Source organism: Thiomicrospira sp. S5 (assembly GCF_003991075.1).
In the GTDB taxonomy this organism is placed as follows: domain Bacteria; phylum Pseudomonadota; class Gammaproteobacteria; order Thiomicrospirales; family Thiomicrospiraceae; genus Hydrogenovibrio; species Hydrogenovibrio thermophilus.
Window position 1 is genome coordinate 1,344,353 of record NZ_CP014470.1, and the last position, 15,717, is coordinate 1,360,069.

Annotated in this window: 14 protein-coding genes; all 14 read left to right on the plus strand. The window is 48.4% G+C overall.

Annotated elements, in window-relative coordinates; all coding sequences use genetic code 11:
• The first annotated feature begins 202 nt into the window (after window positions 1-202).
• The 14 genes from AYJ59_RS06035 to AYJ59_RS06100 all read left to right on the plus strand — a co-directional run bounded on the left by AYJ59_RS06035 (window position 203) and on the right by AYJ59_RS06100 (window position 15,699).
• Window positions 203-943 (plus strand): flagellar basal body rod protein FlgF, encoded by a 741-nt coding sequence (locus tag AYJ59_RS06035; RefSeq protein ID WP_127119568.1) that lies wholly within the window; start codon window positions 203-205, stop codon window positions 941-943.
• Window positions 944-960: 17 nt separating this feature from the next.
• The gene (gene flgG / locus AYJ59_RS06040) at window positions 961-1,752 is read left to right on the plus strand and encodes a flagellar basal-body rod protein FlgG (protein ID WP_029938355.1); all 792 of its coding nucleotides are present in this window, start codon (window positions 961-963) and stop codon (window positions 1,750-1,752) included.
• Window positions 1,753-1,792: 40 nt separating this feature from the next.
• Complete coding sequence (locus AYJ59_RS06045) at window positions 1,793-2,542, plus strand: flagellar basal body L-ring protein FlgH (RefSeq protein WP_127119569.1); 750 nt, start codon at window positions 1,793-1,795, stop codon at window positions 2,540-2,542.
• Window positions 2,543-2,863: 321 nt separating this feature from the next.
• Entirely contained in the window at window positions 2,864-3,964 is a 1,101-nt protein-coding gene (locus AYJ59_RS06050) for a flagellar basal body P-ring protein FlgI (protein ID WP_029938353.1), read from the plus strand.
• Between the two features lie 10 nt (window positions 3,965-3,974).
• Window positions 3,975-4,445 (plus strand): rod-binding protein, encoded by a 471-nt coding sequence (locus tag AYJ59_RS06055; RefSeq protein ID WP_127119570.1) that lies wholly within the window; start codon window positions 3,975-3,977, stop codon window positions 4,443-4,445.
• 40 nt (window positions 4,446-4,485) lie between these two features.
• On the plus strand, window positions 4,486-6,324 hold the full coding sequence (gene flgK / locus AYJ59_RS06060) for a flagellar hook-associated protein FlgK (protein WP_127119571.1): 1,839 nt from the start codon (window positions 4,486-4,488) through the stop codon (window positions 6,322-6,324).
• Between the two features lie 21 nt (window positions 6,325-6,345).
• The gene (gene flgL / locus AYJ59_RS06065) at window positions 6,346-7,365 is read left to right on the plus strand and encodes a flagellar hook-associated protein FlgL (RefSeq protein ID WP_127119572.1); all 1,020 of its coding nucleotides are present in this window, start codon (window positions 6,346-6,348) and stop codon (window positions 7,363-7,365) included.
• Window positions 7,366-7,504: 139 nt separating this feature from the next.
• Complete coding sequence (locus AYJ59_RS06070; protein ID WP_127119573.1) at window positions 7,505-8,755, plus strand: murein transglycosylase domain-containing protein; 1,251 nt, start codon at window positions 7,505-7,507, stop codon at window positions 8,753-8,755.
• Between the two features lie 83 nt (window positions 8,756-8,838).
• Window positions 8,839-9,840, plus strand: a complete 1,002-nt coding sequence (locus AYJ59_RS06075; protein WP_127119574.1) for an NAD-dependent 4,6-dehydratase LegB — start codon at window positions 8,839-8,841, stop codon at window positions 9,838-9,840.
• Entirely contained in the window at window positions 9,833-11,044 is a 1,212-nt protein-coding gene (locus tag AYJ59_RS06080; RefSeq protein WP_127119575.1) for a LegC family aminotransferase, read from the plus strand. Before AYJ59_RS06075 ends, AYJ59_RS06080 begins: the two co-directional genes overlap by 8 nt.
• On the plus strand, window positions 11,041-11,697 hold the full coding sequence (locus tag AYJ59_RS06085; protein ID WP_127119576.1) for an acetyltransferase: 657 nt from the start codon (window positions 11,041-11,043) through the stop codon (window positions 11,695-11,697). Before AYJ59_RS06080 ends, AYJ59_RS06085 begins: the two co-directional genes overlap by 4 nt.
• A complete protein-coding gene (gene neuB, locus AYJ59_RS06090; protein WP_127119577.1) occupies window positions 11,697-12,710 on the plus strand; it encodes an N-acetylneuraminate synthase in 1,014 nt (337 codons plus the stop codon). Before AYJ59_RS06085 ends, neuB begins: the two co-directional genes overlap by 1 nt.
• Window positions 12,707-13,888 carry a UDP-N-acetylglucosamine 2-epimerase gene (gene neuC / locus AYJ59_RS06095; protein WP_127119578.1) on the plus strand — a complete coding sequence of 394 codons (1,182 nt, stop codon included), beginning with the start codon at window positions 12,707-12,709 and terminating at the stop codon, window positions 13,886-13,888. The genes neuB and neuC overlap by 4 nt, the downstream gene beginning before the upstream one ends.
• A complete protein-coding gene (locus tag AYJ59_RS06100) occupies window positions 13,885-15,699 on the plus strand; it encodes a motility associated factor glycosyltransferase family protein (RefSeq protein ID WP_029938343.1) in 1,815 nt (604 codons plus the stop codon). Before neuC ends, AYJ59_RS06100 begins: the two co-directional genes overlap by 4 nt.
• Window positions 15,700-15,717 lie beyond the last annotated feature (18 nt).

A 15,717-nucleotide genomic window follows, 5' to 3' on the forward strand; every position in this document is an offset into this window, starting at 1 on the left:
TTTTACCTCAATTTGGCACGGCAAGTGCTAATAGTTCAGTAACGGATTTTCGAAATGTCGGAAATTTGACGAATAACGTTAACACACAAGGGAATCGAAACACCGACCGTTAGAGTCACACAAATAAAAGTGTTTCTGTGGGGGCCTCTTTTTTAGGTGGCTCCCGTTCTTTCAAGACTGGATTAAAGTAAGGATTTCGCTGATGGATCGTATGTTATACATCGCAATGAGTGGCGCCAAAGAAGTGATGCTCTCCCAAGCGAATAATGCTAACAATTTGGCCAATGCCAATACGGACGGGTTTAAGCAGGACTTTAACCAATTCCGTGCGCAGCATATGGAAGGGCCAGGCTGGCACACGCGTACTTATGCATTGGATGAACGCCCGGCGACGGATTTTACACCAGGTGCGGTCAAAGTGACCGGACGGGATTTGGATATGATGACCAAAGAAAACGGGTTCATCGGTATTCAGGCGCCGGATGGCACCGAGGCCTTGGTTCGTTCCGCTTCCATGCACGTGACTCAGGAAGGGGATTTGGTGAATGTGAACGGCGACCCGATTCTGAATGAAGGGGGAGCGCCAATCAACATCCCACCTGCGAAGGCCATCGAAATCGGTGACGACGGCACCATTTCATTTTTACCGGCCGATGCCCCGAATAATTTAATGGTGGTACTGGACCAGGTTCGAATGGTCAGCCCGGATGTCAAGAATCTGGAAAAAGGGTTGGATGGCTATATTCGTAGCACCGAAGACGGTGAGTTGCCGCAAGCGCCGGTGCAGCTGGTCAGTGGTGCTTTGGAAAGCAGTAACGTCAATACGGTTGAAGCCTTGACGAACATGATTGAGCTGTCTCGGAAATATGAGATGCAGATCAAGATGATGAGTACGTCGAAAACACATGCTCAGAAATCCGACAGTCTTGTGAAGTTAAGCTAGGGAAATAGGAGTTTAAAATGAATCGAACACTCTATGTAGCGAAAACGGGTCTTGAAGCTCAGGACTTTAGGCTGGCCGCGATTTCGAATAACCTGGCCAACGCGAATACTTACGGCTATAAAACCGGCCGAGCCGAGTTTGCGGACTTGATGTATCAAAATGTTCGTCAGCCGGGGGCTCAAGCCACACAGAATGAAGAGAATACTTTGCCGTCCGGCTTGCAGTTGGGAACCGGGGTGCGCGCTATTGGCGTTCAAAAAATCCATACCGAAGGGAATGCCATCATCACTGATAACGAATTGGATTTGATGATTGAAGGGAAAGGTTTTTTCCAGGCGCTTGACCAAGATGGAAACCTGATGTACACCCGTGATGGGTCGTTTGAAGTCAATCAGAATGGTGATCTGGTGACATCATCCGGTTATTTGGTTGAGCCGAACATCAATATTCCACTGAACTCGACCGAAGTGTTCATCACCGCTGACGGTATTGTTTCGGCCAAAGAACCGGGTAATCCGCAACCGGTTCAGCTTGGGCAGTTGGAGTTGGCCACGTTTATCAATCCATCCGGTTTGGAGTCCATCGGTAAGAACTTCTATCTGGAAACCTTGGCCAGTGGGCCACCGAATGTGAAAAACCCCGAAGTGGAAGAAGCCGGGAGCATTCTGCAGGGCGCATTGGAATCTTCAAACGTGAATACGGTTGAAGAATTGGTGGGCATGATTGAAGCCCAACGGACTTATGAAATGAACTCCAAAGCCATCAGTGCCGCAGACGGCATGATGCAATACCTAAATAATAACGTTTAACCATCTGGCGGCTGGCAAGCTTCAGCCTAAGGAGTGAGAAATGACTGGAAAAAAACAACAAACATCTACCGTATCGTCGTCTTTGGCTAAAGTAGCCATTGCCGCGGCGATGTCTTCCGTGTTGTTATCGGGTTGCTCAACGGTGCCCGAGCGAATGGAGAAGTTTTCATACGAACCGAACTACCCGATGAATATTCCAGCGAAGACCGAGCCGAAAGACGGTTCTTTGTATCAAGCCGGCGATAATTTAAGCCTGTTCGATGACTCAAGAGCGCATAAGGTCGGGGATATCATCACCATTAACTTGGCCGAGAAGTTCGATGCTAAGAAAAAAGACGAAGCGAAGTACAACAAAACCAATCAGCAGAACTTTGGTCTAAACGGACAAGCTGCGATTGGCTCGAATGCGACGGCGTTTGGCGGCAATATTTCCGTGCCTGGATTGGGCACGGGGATCGGCATCGGTTATGGGTCTGACGGCACTTTTAACGGTAAGTCAGACGTCAAACAGAATTCCAGTTTGAGTGGGTCGATTGCGGTGACGGTCGTTGAAGTGATTCCGAATGGTAATCTGGTGATTCGTGGCGAGAAATGGATCACGATTCACGAAGGGGAAGAAGTGATTCGTTTTGCCGGCATTATCCGGCCGCAGGACATTAGCCCCGATAACACCATCGACTCGGCCAAAGTGGCGGATGTGCGATTGATTTATAAAGATACCGGTATTTCCGGTGACATGAACCGACCAAGCGCGGGCACTCAGTTCTTGCATAAGTACTGGCCTCTATAATTTTGGTATGAGTTGGGTGAGCCGCGCACCGAAAACGCGGCCAAGTTTTTCCGGCTTGTTTTTTTATAATCTCCTTTTTGCAAGTCGGTTTTTTATTCTTTTCAAAACGGCCAGGCCTGGCCGTTTTGTGATAACCGTTTTTTTTCTGGTCTTTGGGGGCGCTCGGCGCCCCATTTTTTTATCTTTTTTCATAACCCTTAGTTATCGGCCTGTACTTGAATTTATTGAATTATTTTCAGTGTTTTTATTCGTTATGGCATAACTGATGCTATGGTTTTATTAAAATAACAATAAAATTGTCCTAAAGAATAGGAGAAAACCATGTTTACCAGAAGAAATGTCATTTTAATGGCGGTCTTACTCGTTTGGAGTGCGGTGTCCTATGCCGAAAGAGTCAAGGATTTGGCGAATGTCGCAGGCGTGCGTTCCAACCAATTGATTGGTTACGGTTTGGTCGTGGGGTTGAATGGAACCGGTGACAAGACCGATTATGCCGACCAGAGCTTGCTCAGTATGTTGAACAAGTTCGGCATCAATCTGCCGCCGGGCACCAAAACCAATTCAAAAAACGTCGCAGCCGTTGCGGTTCATGCCGATTTGCCGGCATTTTCTAAGCCCGGGCAACGAATTGATGTGACAGTTTCCTCGCTGGGGAATGCGAAAAGTTTGCGAGGCGGTACTTTACTGTTGACCCCGTTAAAAGGGGTGGATGGTAATGTGTACGCCTTGGCGCAAGGAAACCTGATTGTCGGCGGGTTGGATGCTTCCGGTGCCGATGGCTCCCGTATTACGGTGAATGTGCCGAGTGTGGGTCGAGTACCGGGCGGCGCGTCAGTGGAAAAAACGGTCAACAGCGGGTTTGATTTGGGTAATACCATTACATTGAACCTGAAAAATGCCGACTTCACGACCGCTTCGAATTTGGTGAAAGCCATCAATGAAAAACTGGGTGACGGCACCGCTTATGCCTTGGACGGCGAATCGGTTGAAGTGATGGCACCGCGTATTCCAAACCAGCGCGTGGCATTTTTATCGATTGTCGAAAACATTGAAGTACAACCCGGAGCGGAAGCCGCCAGGGTGATTATCAATTCACGCACCGGTACGGTTGTGATTGGCAATAACGTGCGCGTTTCCGCGGCGGCGGTGACGCATGGTAACTTGGTTGTGAAAGTGAGCGAGTTCAATAATGTCTCTCAACCGAATCCGTTTGCCGGTGGGGATACGGTTGTGACGCCAGAATCCGAAATCAGTGTGCAAAACGAAGGCAAGGGCCGAATGTTCAAATTCCCGAAAGGGGTGACATTGGATGATATCGTGCAGGCGGTCAATAAAGTCGGCGCGGCACCAGGTGACCTGGTGGCGATTTTGGAAGCACTGAAACAATCCGGTGCTTTGCAAGCCGATTTGATGGTGATTTAAGGAGGCGGTGATGTCGGGAGTGGATTTACAGGTCCCGAAACTGGAGGCCTATCAACAAATTTACGGCAATGGCGGCAGCTTTAACGACCTGAAGCAAATCGCGAAGCAGGATCAACGCGAAGCGTTGCGTCCGGTGGCGGAGCAGTTTGAAGCGTTATTCTTGTCGCAAATTCTGAAAGAAGCCCGTAAGGTGAAATTCGATGATGGTTGGCTGGATGGCGACCAAGGCGATTTTTACCGGGATTGGTACGATCAACAGCTCGGTCAGGTTTTATCCTCTAAAGGTTCGCTGGGCTTAGCCGATAAAATAGTTGAAGAGCTTGCGCCCAAGTTGCCGACTGTGTCAAAATCAGATTACAAAGCCATGTTAAATCAAGGCGCTAAACAAGAAAACACACAAGCGGATGACACGCAAAAACAACAAGAAATAACACCGGCGCAAACGACAGAAGATAGCTTGGCATTACGACGCTTACGATAAGCCGTTGTCCAGGTGAAGAGACCAGAAAGAGGAAAATATAATGGCTGACCTATTATCCATTGGTGCAAGCGCGGCCAATACCTTTAAAAATGCAATTGATGTCACCAGCCATAACGTCGCGAACGTGTCGACGGAAGGTTACAGTCGTCAACGTGCCGAAATCTCCAGTAATTCGACCAATGCCCTGACGACGGCCTTTAACGGTGGAGGTTCGACGGTTGACAGTGTCGAGCGTATCTACGCCAGCTATATCCAGACGCAACTCGTCAACAGCTACAGTTTGAAATCCCGTTATGATGAGCAGCTTTCTCTTGCGCAACAGGTAGAGGGTGTTATCGCCAGTAACGATGAAGGCGTTCAAGACTTCATGCAGCGTATTTTTGACTCGTTTCAAAACTTGGCAGATAACCCCACTTCCTCGACGACTCGCCAAGTTGTGTTGGATGAATCTGAAAATCTGGAAAGTTTGATGGGCAACATGGTCAACGTTTTGGATGAAACCAATGACCAAGTTAATAAACAGCTTTCGAATACGGTTAACGAAGTAAACACTCGCTTAGAAGCGATTCACAAAATCAACGAGCAAGTGGCGAACCTCATCAATACCAATGCTCAACCACCCAATGATTTATTGGATCAGCGTGACCAAGCCATTTTGGAATTGAGTCAGTATATGGATATCAAAACCTACACTCAAGACGATGGTAAAATCAATGTGTCGACTGGAGATGGAAGACTTCCGTTGATTAGTGATAATACCTTGACAAAATTAGACGCTGGTTTATCTGAGTACACACATGATAACCGTTTTGAAGTTTATATGAACATTAACGGTGAACGTCGAGTGATTTCCGACAATATTAATGGTGGAGAACTGGGAGCGGTTCTGGATTTCAGGGAAAATATGCTGGATAAATCCATGAATGAACTTGGAGTGGTGCTGAATGGAATGACGGCCTCGGTGAATTGGCAACATTACCAAGGTTATGATGAAAACGGTGATGCTGGCGGTAACATCTATGCGCCACTGGACACGAATGCACTGGCAAGTAGTAAAAACACCGGGACGGAAGACGGAACCAATATCTTAGTGAATTTCACGCCCGATATTGCAACCTTACCGGGTTATAACGGCCAGCCTCCCTATAATCCGGGTACTCAACCGGCTACTTACGGTGATAAAGAGGCCTTTTTGGACACGGCTTTCACTGCAATTGGTGACTTTAAAGCGAGAGAATACGAAGTTCGAGTGAATGGAGCGGGTGATTTTGACGTTTATGATGCAAATGACGTTGGAAGTGGACCGCTTGCGACAGTGCCTTTTGGAACCAATACTGAAATTGATGGTTTGAATTTTGATTTTTCAGGGGTGGGTGCCGGTACGGTAACCGAGGGAGACAAGTTTATTGTCAAACCGCACCAAGCGATTTTGGACGATTTTGAAACGGTTTTAAACGATTCTTCCCAACTGGCGACACGAGGACAGTCGCCTGTTGATACAGGTGGGGCTGGTTTGGATGATGAAGTGCCGGCTCCTGCTGCAGAAGGCGATAATGTTAATATCGCCAATATGGCGAGTTTACAAGGAAAAAACCTGTTGTATTCCGATGTCACTGGAACGCCCTCGGAAACCTTGCTAGGCGGGTATTCCATGATGGCGACGAACGTGGGCACCTATGTCAGCAGCACTGAAATCCAGGCGACAGCGCAATCAAACGTATATGATCAGATGGTGAGTCGCAGAGAGTCATTGTCCGGTGTGAACTTGGATGAAGAGGCCGCCAACTTACTGCGTTTTCAACAAGCTTATCAAGCTTCTGCGCAAATTTTGCAAACGGCTCAATCCATTTTCCAAACCTTGATGAATGCCATCGGTTAATCGGCTTAGAGGAAATACCAAATGAGAATTTCAACCAATTTATTTCACATGCAGTCGTTTGCGTCGATTGAGAAACATCAAAATTCCGTATTGGCGATCCAAGAGAAATTAACGACTGGCCAACGGGTGAATCGTCCGAGTGATGATCCGATTGCAACCAGCCAGATTAATGCGTTGAACACAACGATGAATACTTTGGATCAGTTTGCCAAAAACGGTGATTATGCCAAATCCATGCTGTCGTATGAAGAAACTCAAATGGATTCTGCCGTTGAAGCCACTCAGCGAGTGCGTGAGTTGACGATTCAAATGATGAACGAAACCTACACGCCGGAACAGAGACAGGCGGCGGGAGCTGAAATTGGCGAGCTAATCGATCACGTCACAAGTTTGATGAATAGCACTAATTCCGAGGGTGAGTTATTGTTTGCGGGAAGTAATGTTTCGGCGGATGCGGCATTTGTTGAAGATACGGTGAACCCGACTACCGCGACAGGCCTGAGTTTTTATGCTTATATCGGGAGTGCGAATGCGGGTGCGGACTATGATGAACGCGCTAATTTTGGTGCTCGCTTTGTTCAAATCGGTTTTGACAGTGACGATAAACTGAACCCGGATGACAATGGTGATCCAAGTCGGGTTCGAGTGACTGACCAAGGCGGAAAAGTGTTCAATGTTCCTGGCGCGACATCTTTGCCAGCCGGGGTTGATACCAACTTGGTGAATGTCATGGTTCAACTAAAAGACTATTTGGATCAAGGATTGCAACCGCCGGCTGAAATTGGCGATGATCTGCAAACTGGAATTAAAGAGATGTCTAAAGTTTTGGCAGAGGTCGGGAGTCGTCAGAACCGTATCGAAAACCAATATGATGCCGGGCAAGAATTCCGCATCGCTTTGGATGAACGACGCTCCAAACTACAAGATCAGGATGTGGTAGAAGGCATTTCCGAATTCACCATGAAACAAAATGCCTTACAGATGGCACAACAGGTGTTCAGTCAAGTTCAGGGTATGACGTTGTTCGATTATTTAAGATAAATTGGATGCGTATGCCGTATTTGAAAGCCTCTTTTTAGAGGCTTTTTGTTTTTTCGGAAGGACAATAAAATTGGCGTCGTAATTGCTAGAGTCTCTGAAGGATACAATACGGTTTACGGATTTTTGACAGAGGGTCGACGTGTCATTACCTAAAATTTTCTTTCATTTGATGTTTGCCATTATGATGCTGGGTGTCGTAAGCAGCGGAGTGATGACGGCTTTTCAGCACTGGGTGTTGTCGCAATCCCAGGCATCTGTTCCGGCGAAAACGCCGATTATTGTGGAGTCCGGCATTCGTCATATGATTTCGTCTAACCCCAAAGCGTTGCCGACATCATTTGAACCGGAAGATAGATTTGAGGATGCCGAAAATACTTCGGCCCCTAAGTTTGAAATCCCGCCGAACGACTCGAAACCGGCTTTTTCGTCCGAGCGACCACAGCCGGCATTTGTTAAAACCACGCCCAATTCTCCTTCAAAACCGTTGGAAAAAACGGCTGTAACCTCGTCGGCTAAAGCCAGCCCGGTGTTGGTGGTCTATGAAAACGAACTGGTGCTGGAGTTTCCGAAAGCCATCGCTTCCACGCAAAATATCAAAAACGCCGTCAGCCGTGTATTGTTACTGGATCGCCCGACAGCCGGGCACGAACTGTTGTCCCGTGAAAAAATGAATTTGCGCAAACGCCCATATTTTTATCGTCGAGTGTTGGATCAGAATCAAAATCCGGTCCGTTACCCGAAACAAGCTTTCGATTACGCCGATTACTTGATGGAGCATGAAGTGGAAGAGTTGTCCGATGAAGAAGGCGACTTTATCGCTCTGCACATTCCATTGCATGAAAGCGGTTTGTCGGGCCCGGCCAAAAACTACCAGGCCTGGGTGAAAAACTATGCGAGCGAATTTGGTGTGCCGGAATCTTTGATTTACGCGGTGATGGAAACGGAAAGCGCTTTTAACCCGAAAGCCGTCAGTCGTTCCAATGCGATTGGCTTGATGCAGGTCAAGGCGGAAGCGGCCGGTAAGGATGTTTATCAGTACATTGATGCCAAGCCGGGGCAACCCAGCTTGGACGAACTGTTCGATTCCGAAAAGAACATTCGCATGGGAACGGCTTATTTGGGCCTGTTGAAGCATGATTATCTGTCGGATATTCTGGATGATAAAATCAAGCAAATGGTGACCATTTCTTCTTATAATGGTGGCATCAAAACGGTTTTGGGGTTGTTTGGAAAAACACCGGAAGCGGCGATTAAGCGTTTGAATCACATGAAACCGAATCAAGTGTATCGCAAATTGCGTTACGATCATCATTCGGACGAAACGCGTCGTTATTTGGATAAGGTCATGAAAGCCGAAACCAAATATCGGGAGTTGTTGCAGGAAACCTAAGGAGCTTCTGATTGAATATCAAACCGATTCAATCAGAAGTTCTTTAACCGTTTCAAGACAAATACAATAAAAGCGAGAGAGGAATGACGGAAGCGTATTGGCAGGGAAAACAGGTGCTGGTCACGGGGGCGGACGGTTTTATCGGGTCGCACTTAACGGAACAACTCGTGAAAGCCGGAGCCAAAGTCCGTGCCCTGGCACTATACAATTCTTTTAATTCCTGGGGCTGGCTGGATCAATCCCCGTATTTGGATGACATTGAAGTGGTGGCCGGCGACGTTCGGGATCCGTTCCTGTGCCGAAAAATCACCCAAGATTGTCACACCGTCTTTCATCTCGCCGCTTTGATTGCGATTCCGTATTCCTATATTGCGCCGAATTCCTATGTAGAAACCAATGTCAACGGCACTTTGAATATTGCCCAGGCCTGCTTGGATAACGGCGTTCAACGATTGATGCATACCTCCACATCGGAAATCTACGGCACCGCGCAATATGTTCCGATTGACGAAAAGCACCCGGCGCAACCACAGTCGCCTTACAGCGCCAGTAAAATCGGCGCCGATGCCATGGCGATGTCGTATTTCAATGCTTTCGAATTGCCGGTTTCCATTGCGCGCCCGTTCAACACTTACGGGCCGAGACAATCGGCCAGAGCGGTGATTCCCACCATCATTACCCAAATCGCCAACGGCATGAAAGAAATCAAACTGGGGGATACCAGCCCGACACGCGATTTCAACTTCGTCACGGATACCTGCCGTGGCATGATGGCGATCGCCCAATCCGAACAAGCCATCGGCGAAACCATTAATATCGGTTCCAACTTTGAAATTTCCGTGCAGGATACGTTGGAAATGATTAAAGACATCATGCAGTCCGACGTCGTGTTCGTGACCGACGAGGCGCGCATTCGTCCGAAAGACTCGGAAGTCTTCCGCCTGTGGTGTGACAACACCTTGATTCAATCGCTAACCGGTTTCGAACCTCAGTACGATTTGCGTACCGGCCTGGAAGAAACCGTTCGTTGGTTCCGCAATGTGGACAACCTCAAACAATACAAAGCGGGCATTTACAATGTCTGACCGCTTGGCCGACACGCAAACACTGATTGATTTTATTCGGGATACCTATGCCGTGCCGAGTGCCGAAGCCGGTTTGATTCCATTGCACGCACCTTGTTTCGATGACACTGAAAAACACATGGTGTCGGATTGCATCGACAGTACCTTTGTGTCGTCGGTCGGTCAGTATGTCAATCGTTTCGAAGAGGCCATGGCCGATTTTACCGGCGCCAAGCATGCGGTTGCCGTGGTGAATGGCACAATGGGCTTGTTTCTGGCGATGAAAGTGGTCGGCGTGCAGCCGGGCGATTTGGTCTTGACGCAATCCTTGACCTTTGTGGCAACACCAAATGCCATCAAATTGTGTGGTGCAGAGCCGGTGCTTCTGGATGTGTCTCGTAAAACCATGGGCTTGTGCCCGGACAGTTTGGCCAATTTTCTTGCCGAACAAACCCATTTGGAAAACGGGCAATGCCTGCACACCGAAACCGGCCGACGCATTGCGGCCTGTGTGCCAATGCACACCTTAGGGTTTCCGTGCGAAATCGACCGTTTGGTCGACATTTGTCGAGAACATCATATTAAGTTGGTGGAAGATGCCGCGGAAAGCCTCGGCTCCGAATATCGGGGCCGCCATACCGGTACGTTTGGCGAGGTCGGCGTGTTCAGTTTTAATGGCAATAAAATTCTCACCACCGGCGGTGGTGGCATGTTGGTGACCGACGATACGGAATTGGCCGCACACGCCAAACACCTCAGCACCACCGCCAAGGTGCCACATGCATGGCATTTTGAGCATGACGAAGTGGCGTATAACCTGCGAATGCCGAATTTGAATGCCGCATTGGGCGTGGCGCAAATGCAAAAGCTACCGGCGTTTCGCCAGCAAAAACGCGCTTTGGCTGAGCGCTATCGAGCTATTATTGAAAACACACCAGGCCTGGCGTTTTTTGGGGATGCCAATAATGACCATGCGGCGGCTTCCAATTATTGGTTGAATGCCGTTTTGTGCGACGATGCCGCTCACCGCGAGGCGTTTCTGGCTTTTACCAATGAACAGAATATTCAAACCCGCCCATTGTGGACACCGATGCACAAACTGGAAATCTACCAGGCCTGCTTGCAAACGGAACTGCCGAATACCGAATGGTTGGCCGATCGGGTTGTGAATTTACCGAGTGGCATACCTTGTCACGGTGCGTCAAGCGAGGGTGTGACGTCATGAACCGAACCCCTCTGTTGTTACTGGGTGGCGGAGGCCACTGCGCCGCTGTGATCGATGTGATTGAAGCCACGGATGCTTATGATATTGTCGGCATTATCGAGTCGCCCGAATCGCAAACCGAATGTGTATTGGGCTATCCGGTGATTGGTACCGACGACGATTTACCTTATTGGGTTCAAAAAGTACCGGCTTGCCTGATAACGGTCGGTCAGCTTAAATCTTCGGCGGTGCGTCGTAGATTATTTCAACAGGTGCTTGATTTGGGCGGACATTTGCCCAGTGTGATTTCGCCGTTCTCCAAGGTGGCGGCATCGGCCAAAGTCGGCGACGGTGCGGTGGTGATGCATCAGGCCTTAGTGAATCCCCTGGCGGAAATTGGCGCCAATAGTATTATTAACTCCAAAGCACTGGTCGAACATGATGTTCGGATCGGCGCGCATTGTCATATTGCGACCGGCGCGTTATTAAATGGCGGCGTGGCCGTCGGTGATGATTGCTTGATTGGCAGTGGCTCGGTGGTGGTGCAATCAACGCGTATTGCCGGAAAAACTATCGTGGGCGCGGGCTCGGTGGTGGTGAAGGATATTGTCGAATCAGGTGTTTATATTGGACAGCCGGCGGCTCGGCACCTGAAAATGGAGGCGGAGGACTAATGTCGGTTCAGAAGCATACTTTCATTATTGCCGAAGCTGGAGTTAATCATAATGGTGACTTGCAAACCGCGTTGGCCTTGGTCGATGCCGCCGTTGCGGCGGGCGCGGATGCGGTGAAGTTCCAAACGTTCAAAACGGAAGCCTTGGTGTCAAAATCCGCCAAGCAAGCCGATTATCAAACGGAGAATACCGGCCAGGAGCAAAGCCAGTACGATTTGCTAAAGTCACTTGAGTTATCAGACTCCGACCATCAAACGCTGATTGAGCATTGTCGTCAAAACGGGATTGAGTTTATGTCCACGGCGTTTGATTCGGACAGTATTGACCTTTTAAGCGCTTTGGGTGTAACGCGGTGGAAAATCCCATCGGGTGAATTGTTGTCTGTTCCTTATTTGCGCAAAATCGCGGGTCTGAACCAACCGACCATTTTATCGACCGGAATGGGGGATTTGGAAGAAGTCCAATTTGCGGTTACTACCTTGTTGAAGGCGGGGTTGCATGTTTCAAATTTAACGGTTTTACATGCGAACACGGCTTATCCGACCCCTTACGAGGATGTCAATTTGCGCGCGATGGACACTTTGAAATCGGAGTTGAATGTGCCCATCGGTTTGTCTGACCATTCCCTTGGAATTGAAGTGCCGATTGCCGCCGTAGCGCTGAGCGCTTCCGTCATTGAAAAACACTTTACCTTGGATAAAACTTTGCCGGGGCCGGATCATAAAGCAAGTTTGGAACCTCGGGAGCTGGCGGCGATGGTGACAGCGATTCGACATATCGAAGTGGCCTTAGGAACGGGGATAAAGTCCGCTTCGCGATCCGAGGCGGGGAATATTGCCATCGCGCGTAAGCGCATTGTGGCATCGAAGCCCATTTCGAAGGGAACGGTTTTTTCGGAAGATAATGTCACCTTGAAACGAAGTGACAAAGGATGTTTTGCGACTCAGTGGGATGACGTGATTGGCCAAGTGGCTCAGCACGATTATCAAACTGAAGAGGGGATTGAACCATGAGTTCGGCCCGGAAAAAAATAGCGATAGTTACCGCTACGCGTGCTGAATATGGTTTGCTGTCGGGCTTGATTGCAGCGGTTGATCGAAATCCAAAATTGGAATTGCAGCTTTTCGTGACCGGCGCACACTTGTCGCAAGAGCAGGGCATGACCGTTCAGCAGATTGAAGCGGATGGCTGGCCGATTGCTGAAAAAATTCCCATTTTGCCGGAAAGTAAAGCCCCGGTTCTTTCTCAAGCTGAAGCGGTCTCGAAGGCGGTTTATGGTTTCAGTCATGCCTTCCAAACCTGGCAACCGGATTGTGTTGTCGTGCTAGGCGATCGCTATGAATTATTAGGAATTTGTTCGGCCGCATTATTGAATCATGTGCCGATTGCCCACTTGCATGGCGGAGAGGTGACGGAAGGCGCGATGGATGAAGCCATTCGTCATGCAGTCACGAAGCTTGCACATTGGCATTTTGTGGCTGCGGAACCTTATCGGCGACGAGTGATTCAAATGGGAGAACAGCCGGATAGCGTGTTTAATGTCGGAGCGCCGGGTCTGGATGTTATTCAAAAAAATGCATTCCTGTCTAAAGGGGCGCTCTCAAATAGCCTTGAGATGCCGTTAGATGCCCCCATTTTTTTAGTGACTTATCATCCGGTTTCATGGGGCGAGACTTCCGGTGCAACAGTATTGGAAAACCTGTTTAAAGCCATTGAACGCTTCCCAAATGCATCGGTTGTCTGGACAGCGGCCAATACCGATGCTTCCGGAGCAACCTTAAACCAAGCCGTTCAACGTTGGATAAAAGAGACAACCTTAAACGCTAAATTTTTTACGTCACTGGGCTCACAGCGTTATCTGAGTTTAATGCGCGAAGCGGACGTGGTTTTGGGAAATTCCTCCAGTGGAATCATTGAGGCGCCGGCAATTGGTACACCGACGGTCAATATCGGCGAGCGGCAAGCTGGGCGTTTGCGTGCGCTTTCCATTATTGATACGGATGAAACCGTTGAAGGAATTGTCACCGGGGTTGAAAAAGCCTTATCAAGCACAATGCAAGCCACGGCCGCAACGAAGCCTTCTTGCTATGGCCAAGGGGATACGGCCGAGCAAATCAGTTTATTATTGGCGAAACTGTTAAACCAGCCTTTTAGGCTGGCCAAATCTTTTTATGATCTGGAGGGGGTGTGACGCAGAATGGAAACGTCATTCTTTTGATTGGCCTTGCATCCCAGGTTTCCTCCGCAGAGTATCGGGTTGAACACGGCCGGCCAGGTGATTTTTGTTTATTTTTAACAGATGAACGCCCACATGGGTCATTTTCTTCGCTTTTGAACGTGGGCGTCGTTCAGAAAGATTTGCTTTCGATTTTATTACCATATTTCGCTCAGTTGTTGAATAGAGAGATTATCGTCCACAACTTATCCCCTTCATCTGAGTGGTCGGTAGAGATTGAACGGCAATTGCCGAAAGCGTTGGAAGAGTTGTCCTATCATCAAATGCGATTAAGGTATGCCCCTTTTGTCGATAATGCACTTTTGAATGCGACAGAATTAACACATCCCATTATTGCTTATTCTGATTATTGTGAGGGGAAAACCGCTGTCGTTTTGGGCGCGGCACCATCTGTAGAACAAATGCTGCCTTGGTTACGGGCCAACCGAGAGAGTGTTGTGGTGTTTGCTGTGGCTCGCTTGGCAAAGCGGTTGCAGGTTGAAGGCATCGTGCCGGATTTCTTAGTCGCTTCCGATCCAACCTCTGCGACATTAGCCCATGCGGAAAGGCTGGAAAACTTTCAGGCGCAAAGTGTTCTGATTGTTCAGCATTACGTTTCCCCAGTGTTGCTGGAAATTTGGCAGGGAGCGGTTTTGTACTGGGGACCGCATTGGCCGCAGCACGGTAAGGATTACCAAACAGAGGCGAATGTTGAAATTGAAGGCGGAACGGTAGCTAATCTAGCTGTTTTGTCCGCATTGGGACTAGGGTGTCGAGCGGTTTATTGTGCCGGGATGGATTTCTGCTTTGATGGGACGGGGGTAACGCATGAAAGTAGCAGTCTTGAGGCTGAAACCGATGTCAAGAAAGAACAGACCGAAACCATTGAAAACTACCAAGGGGATTGGTGTGATACTACGCTGGAGTTTTTAAATGCGGTGGAAGCGTTTCCTCAGCAGTTAGATATTTTAATCCAACGATATGGGCTATCGGCGGACTTTCAGCTTTTTAACATCAACCCTAAAGCGGCAAAAATCGATGGGGTTAAGCTGCTGGATTTAAAGACACTCGTTGTGCCAGAACAATCCGAAGTAGATGTCCTTTCCTTGATTCAGTCTTTGATGGGGTCAGAGCAAGAGAGTCGTAAAATATTGCAGGAAACACTTGCCACCCTGCAACGATATCAAAAGCATTATCGATTGGCTTCAGAGTTGGCACGAAAAGGTAAAAAATTGTTTGCCAAAACGGCGGAAGAAGCCATGAAACTGAATGGAGAAGCAATTGATTTTATTCAAAAAGTCGAAAAGCTGCATCGAAAGCTCGAGAAGCATGTACTGGATGACCGTTCTTTTATGCAACGCTATGGCTTTAGTGTGTTTTCATCCGTGATTCAAAATGCCAACCAATTGCAAAGTCACCCAAACGATAAGGTTTGGCACTATCGTTATTTCAAAACCTCGTTTGAGGCTTATGAGCGCACAGCGTCAGGCCTGGTCAGATCTTATGAAAAAGCTATCCGTAAAACACAATTTCAAATAAAAGAGTTGAAACATCTAAACGACTTTACCGAATTGAGTGCATTATGGCTGGCGGAAAAGCGACCTTATCGTTTTTCGGGATGGCGGCAACGGTTTCCAGAGGTGGCTGAAGCGCTTGAAGCAGAAAAACCTAAAAGCTATCAAATGCTTATGGAGAGTCTGTCGCAGTGGCAAGCAGAGTGTCGGGATATTTCTCAAGAAACCTTCGCTTACCTAAGCTCACAGCCGCATAAGCTGGAAAGGAAATAAACCGCTGTTTTATGGCGC

Excerpts from the sequence above, each read along its gene's own strand:
- AYJ59_RS06035 (WP_127119568.1), top strand. The coding sequence starts at position 203 with ATGGATCGTATGTTATACATCGCAATGAGTGGCGCCAAAGAAGTGATG.
- flgG (WP_029938355.1), top strand. The coding sequence starts at position 961 with ATGAATCGAACACTCTATGTAGCGAAAACGGGTCTTGAAGCTCAGGAC.
- AYJ59_RS06045 (WP_127119569.1), top strand. The coding sequence starts at position 1,793 with ATGACTGGAAAAAAACAACAAACATCTACCGTATCGTCGTCTTTGGCT.
- AYJ59_RS06050 (WP_029938353.1), top strand. The coding sequence starts at position 2,864 with ATGTTTACCAGAAGAAATGTCATTTTAATGGCGGTCTTACTCGTTTGG.
- AYJ59_RS06055 (WP_127119570.1), top strand. The coding sequence starts at position 3,975 with ATGTCGGGAGTGGATTTACAGGTCCCGAAACTGGAGGCCTATCAACAA.
- flgK (WP_127119571.1), top strand. The coding sequence starts at position 4,486 with ATGGCTGACCTATTATCCATTGGTGCAAGCGCGGCCAATACCTTTAAA.
- flgL (WP_127119572.1), top strand. The coding sequence starts at position 6,346 with ATGAGAATTTCAACCAATTTATTTCACATGCAGTCGTTTGCGTCGATT.
- AYJ59_RS06075 (WP_127119574.1), top strand. The coding sequence starts at position 8,839 with ATGACGGAAGCGTATTGGCAGGGAAAACAGGTGCTGGTCACGGGGGCG.
- AYJ59_RS06080 (WP_127119575.1), top strand. The coding sequence starts at position 9,833 with ATGTCTGACCGCTTGGCCGACACGCAAACACTGATTGATTTTATTCGG.
- AYJ59_RS06085 (WP_127119576.1), top strand. The coding sequence starts at position 11,041 with ATGAACCGAACCCCTCTGTTGTTACTGGGTGGCGGAGGCCACTGCGCC.
- neuB (WP_127119577.1), top strand. The coding sequence starts at position 11,697 with ATGTCGGTTCAGAAGCATACTTTCATTATTGCCGAAGCTGGAGTTAAT.
- neuC (WP_127119578.1), top strand. The coding sequence starts at position 12,707 with ATGAGTTCGGCCCGGAAAAAAATAGCGATAGTTACCGCTACGCGTGCT.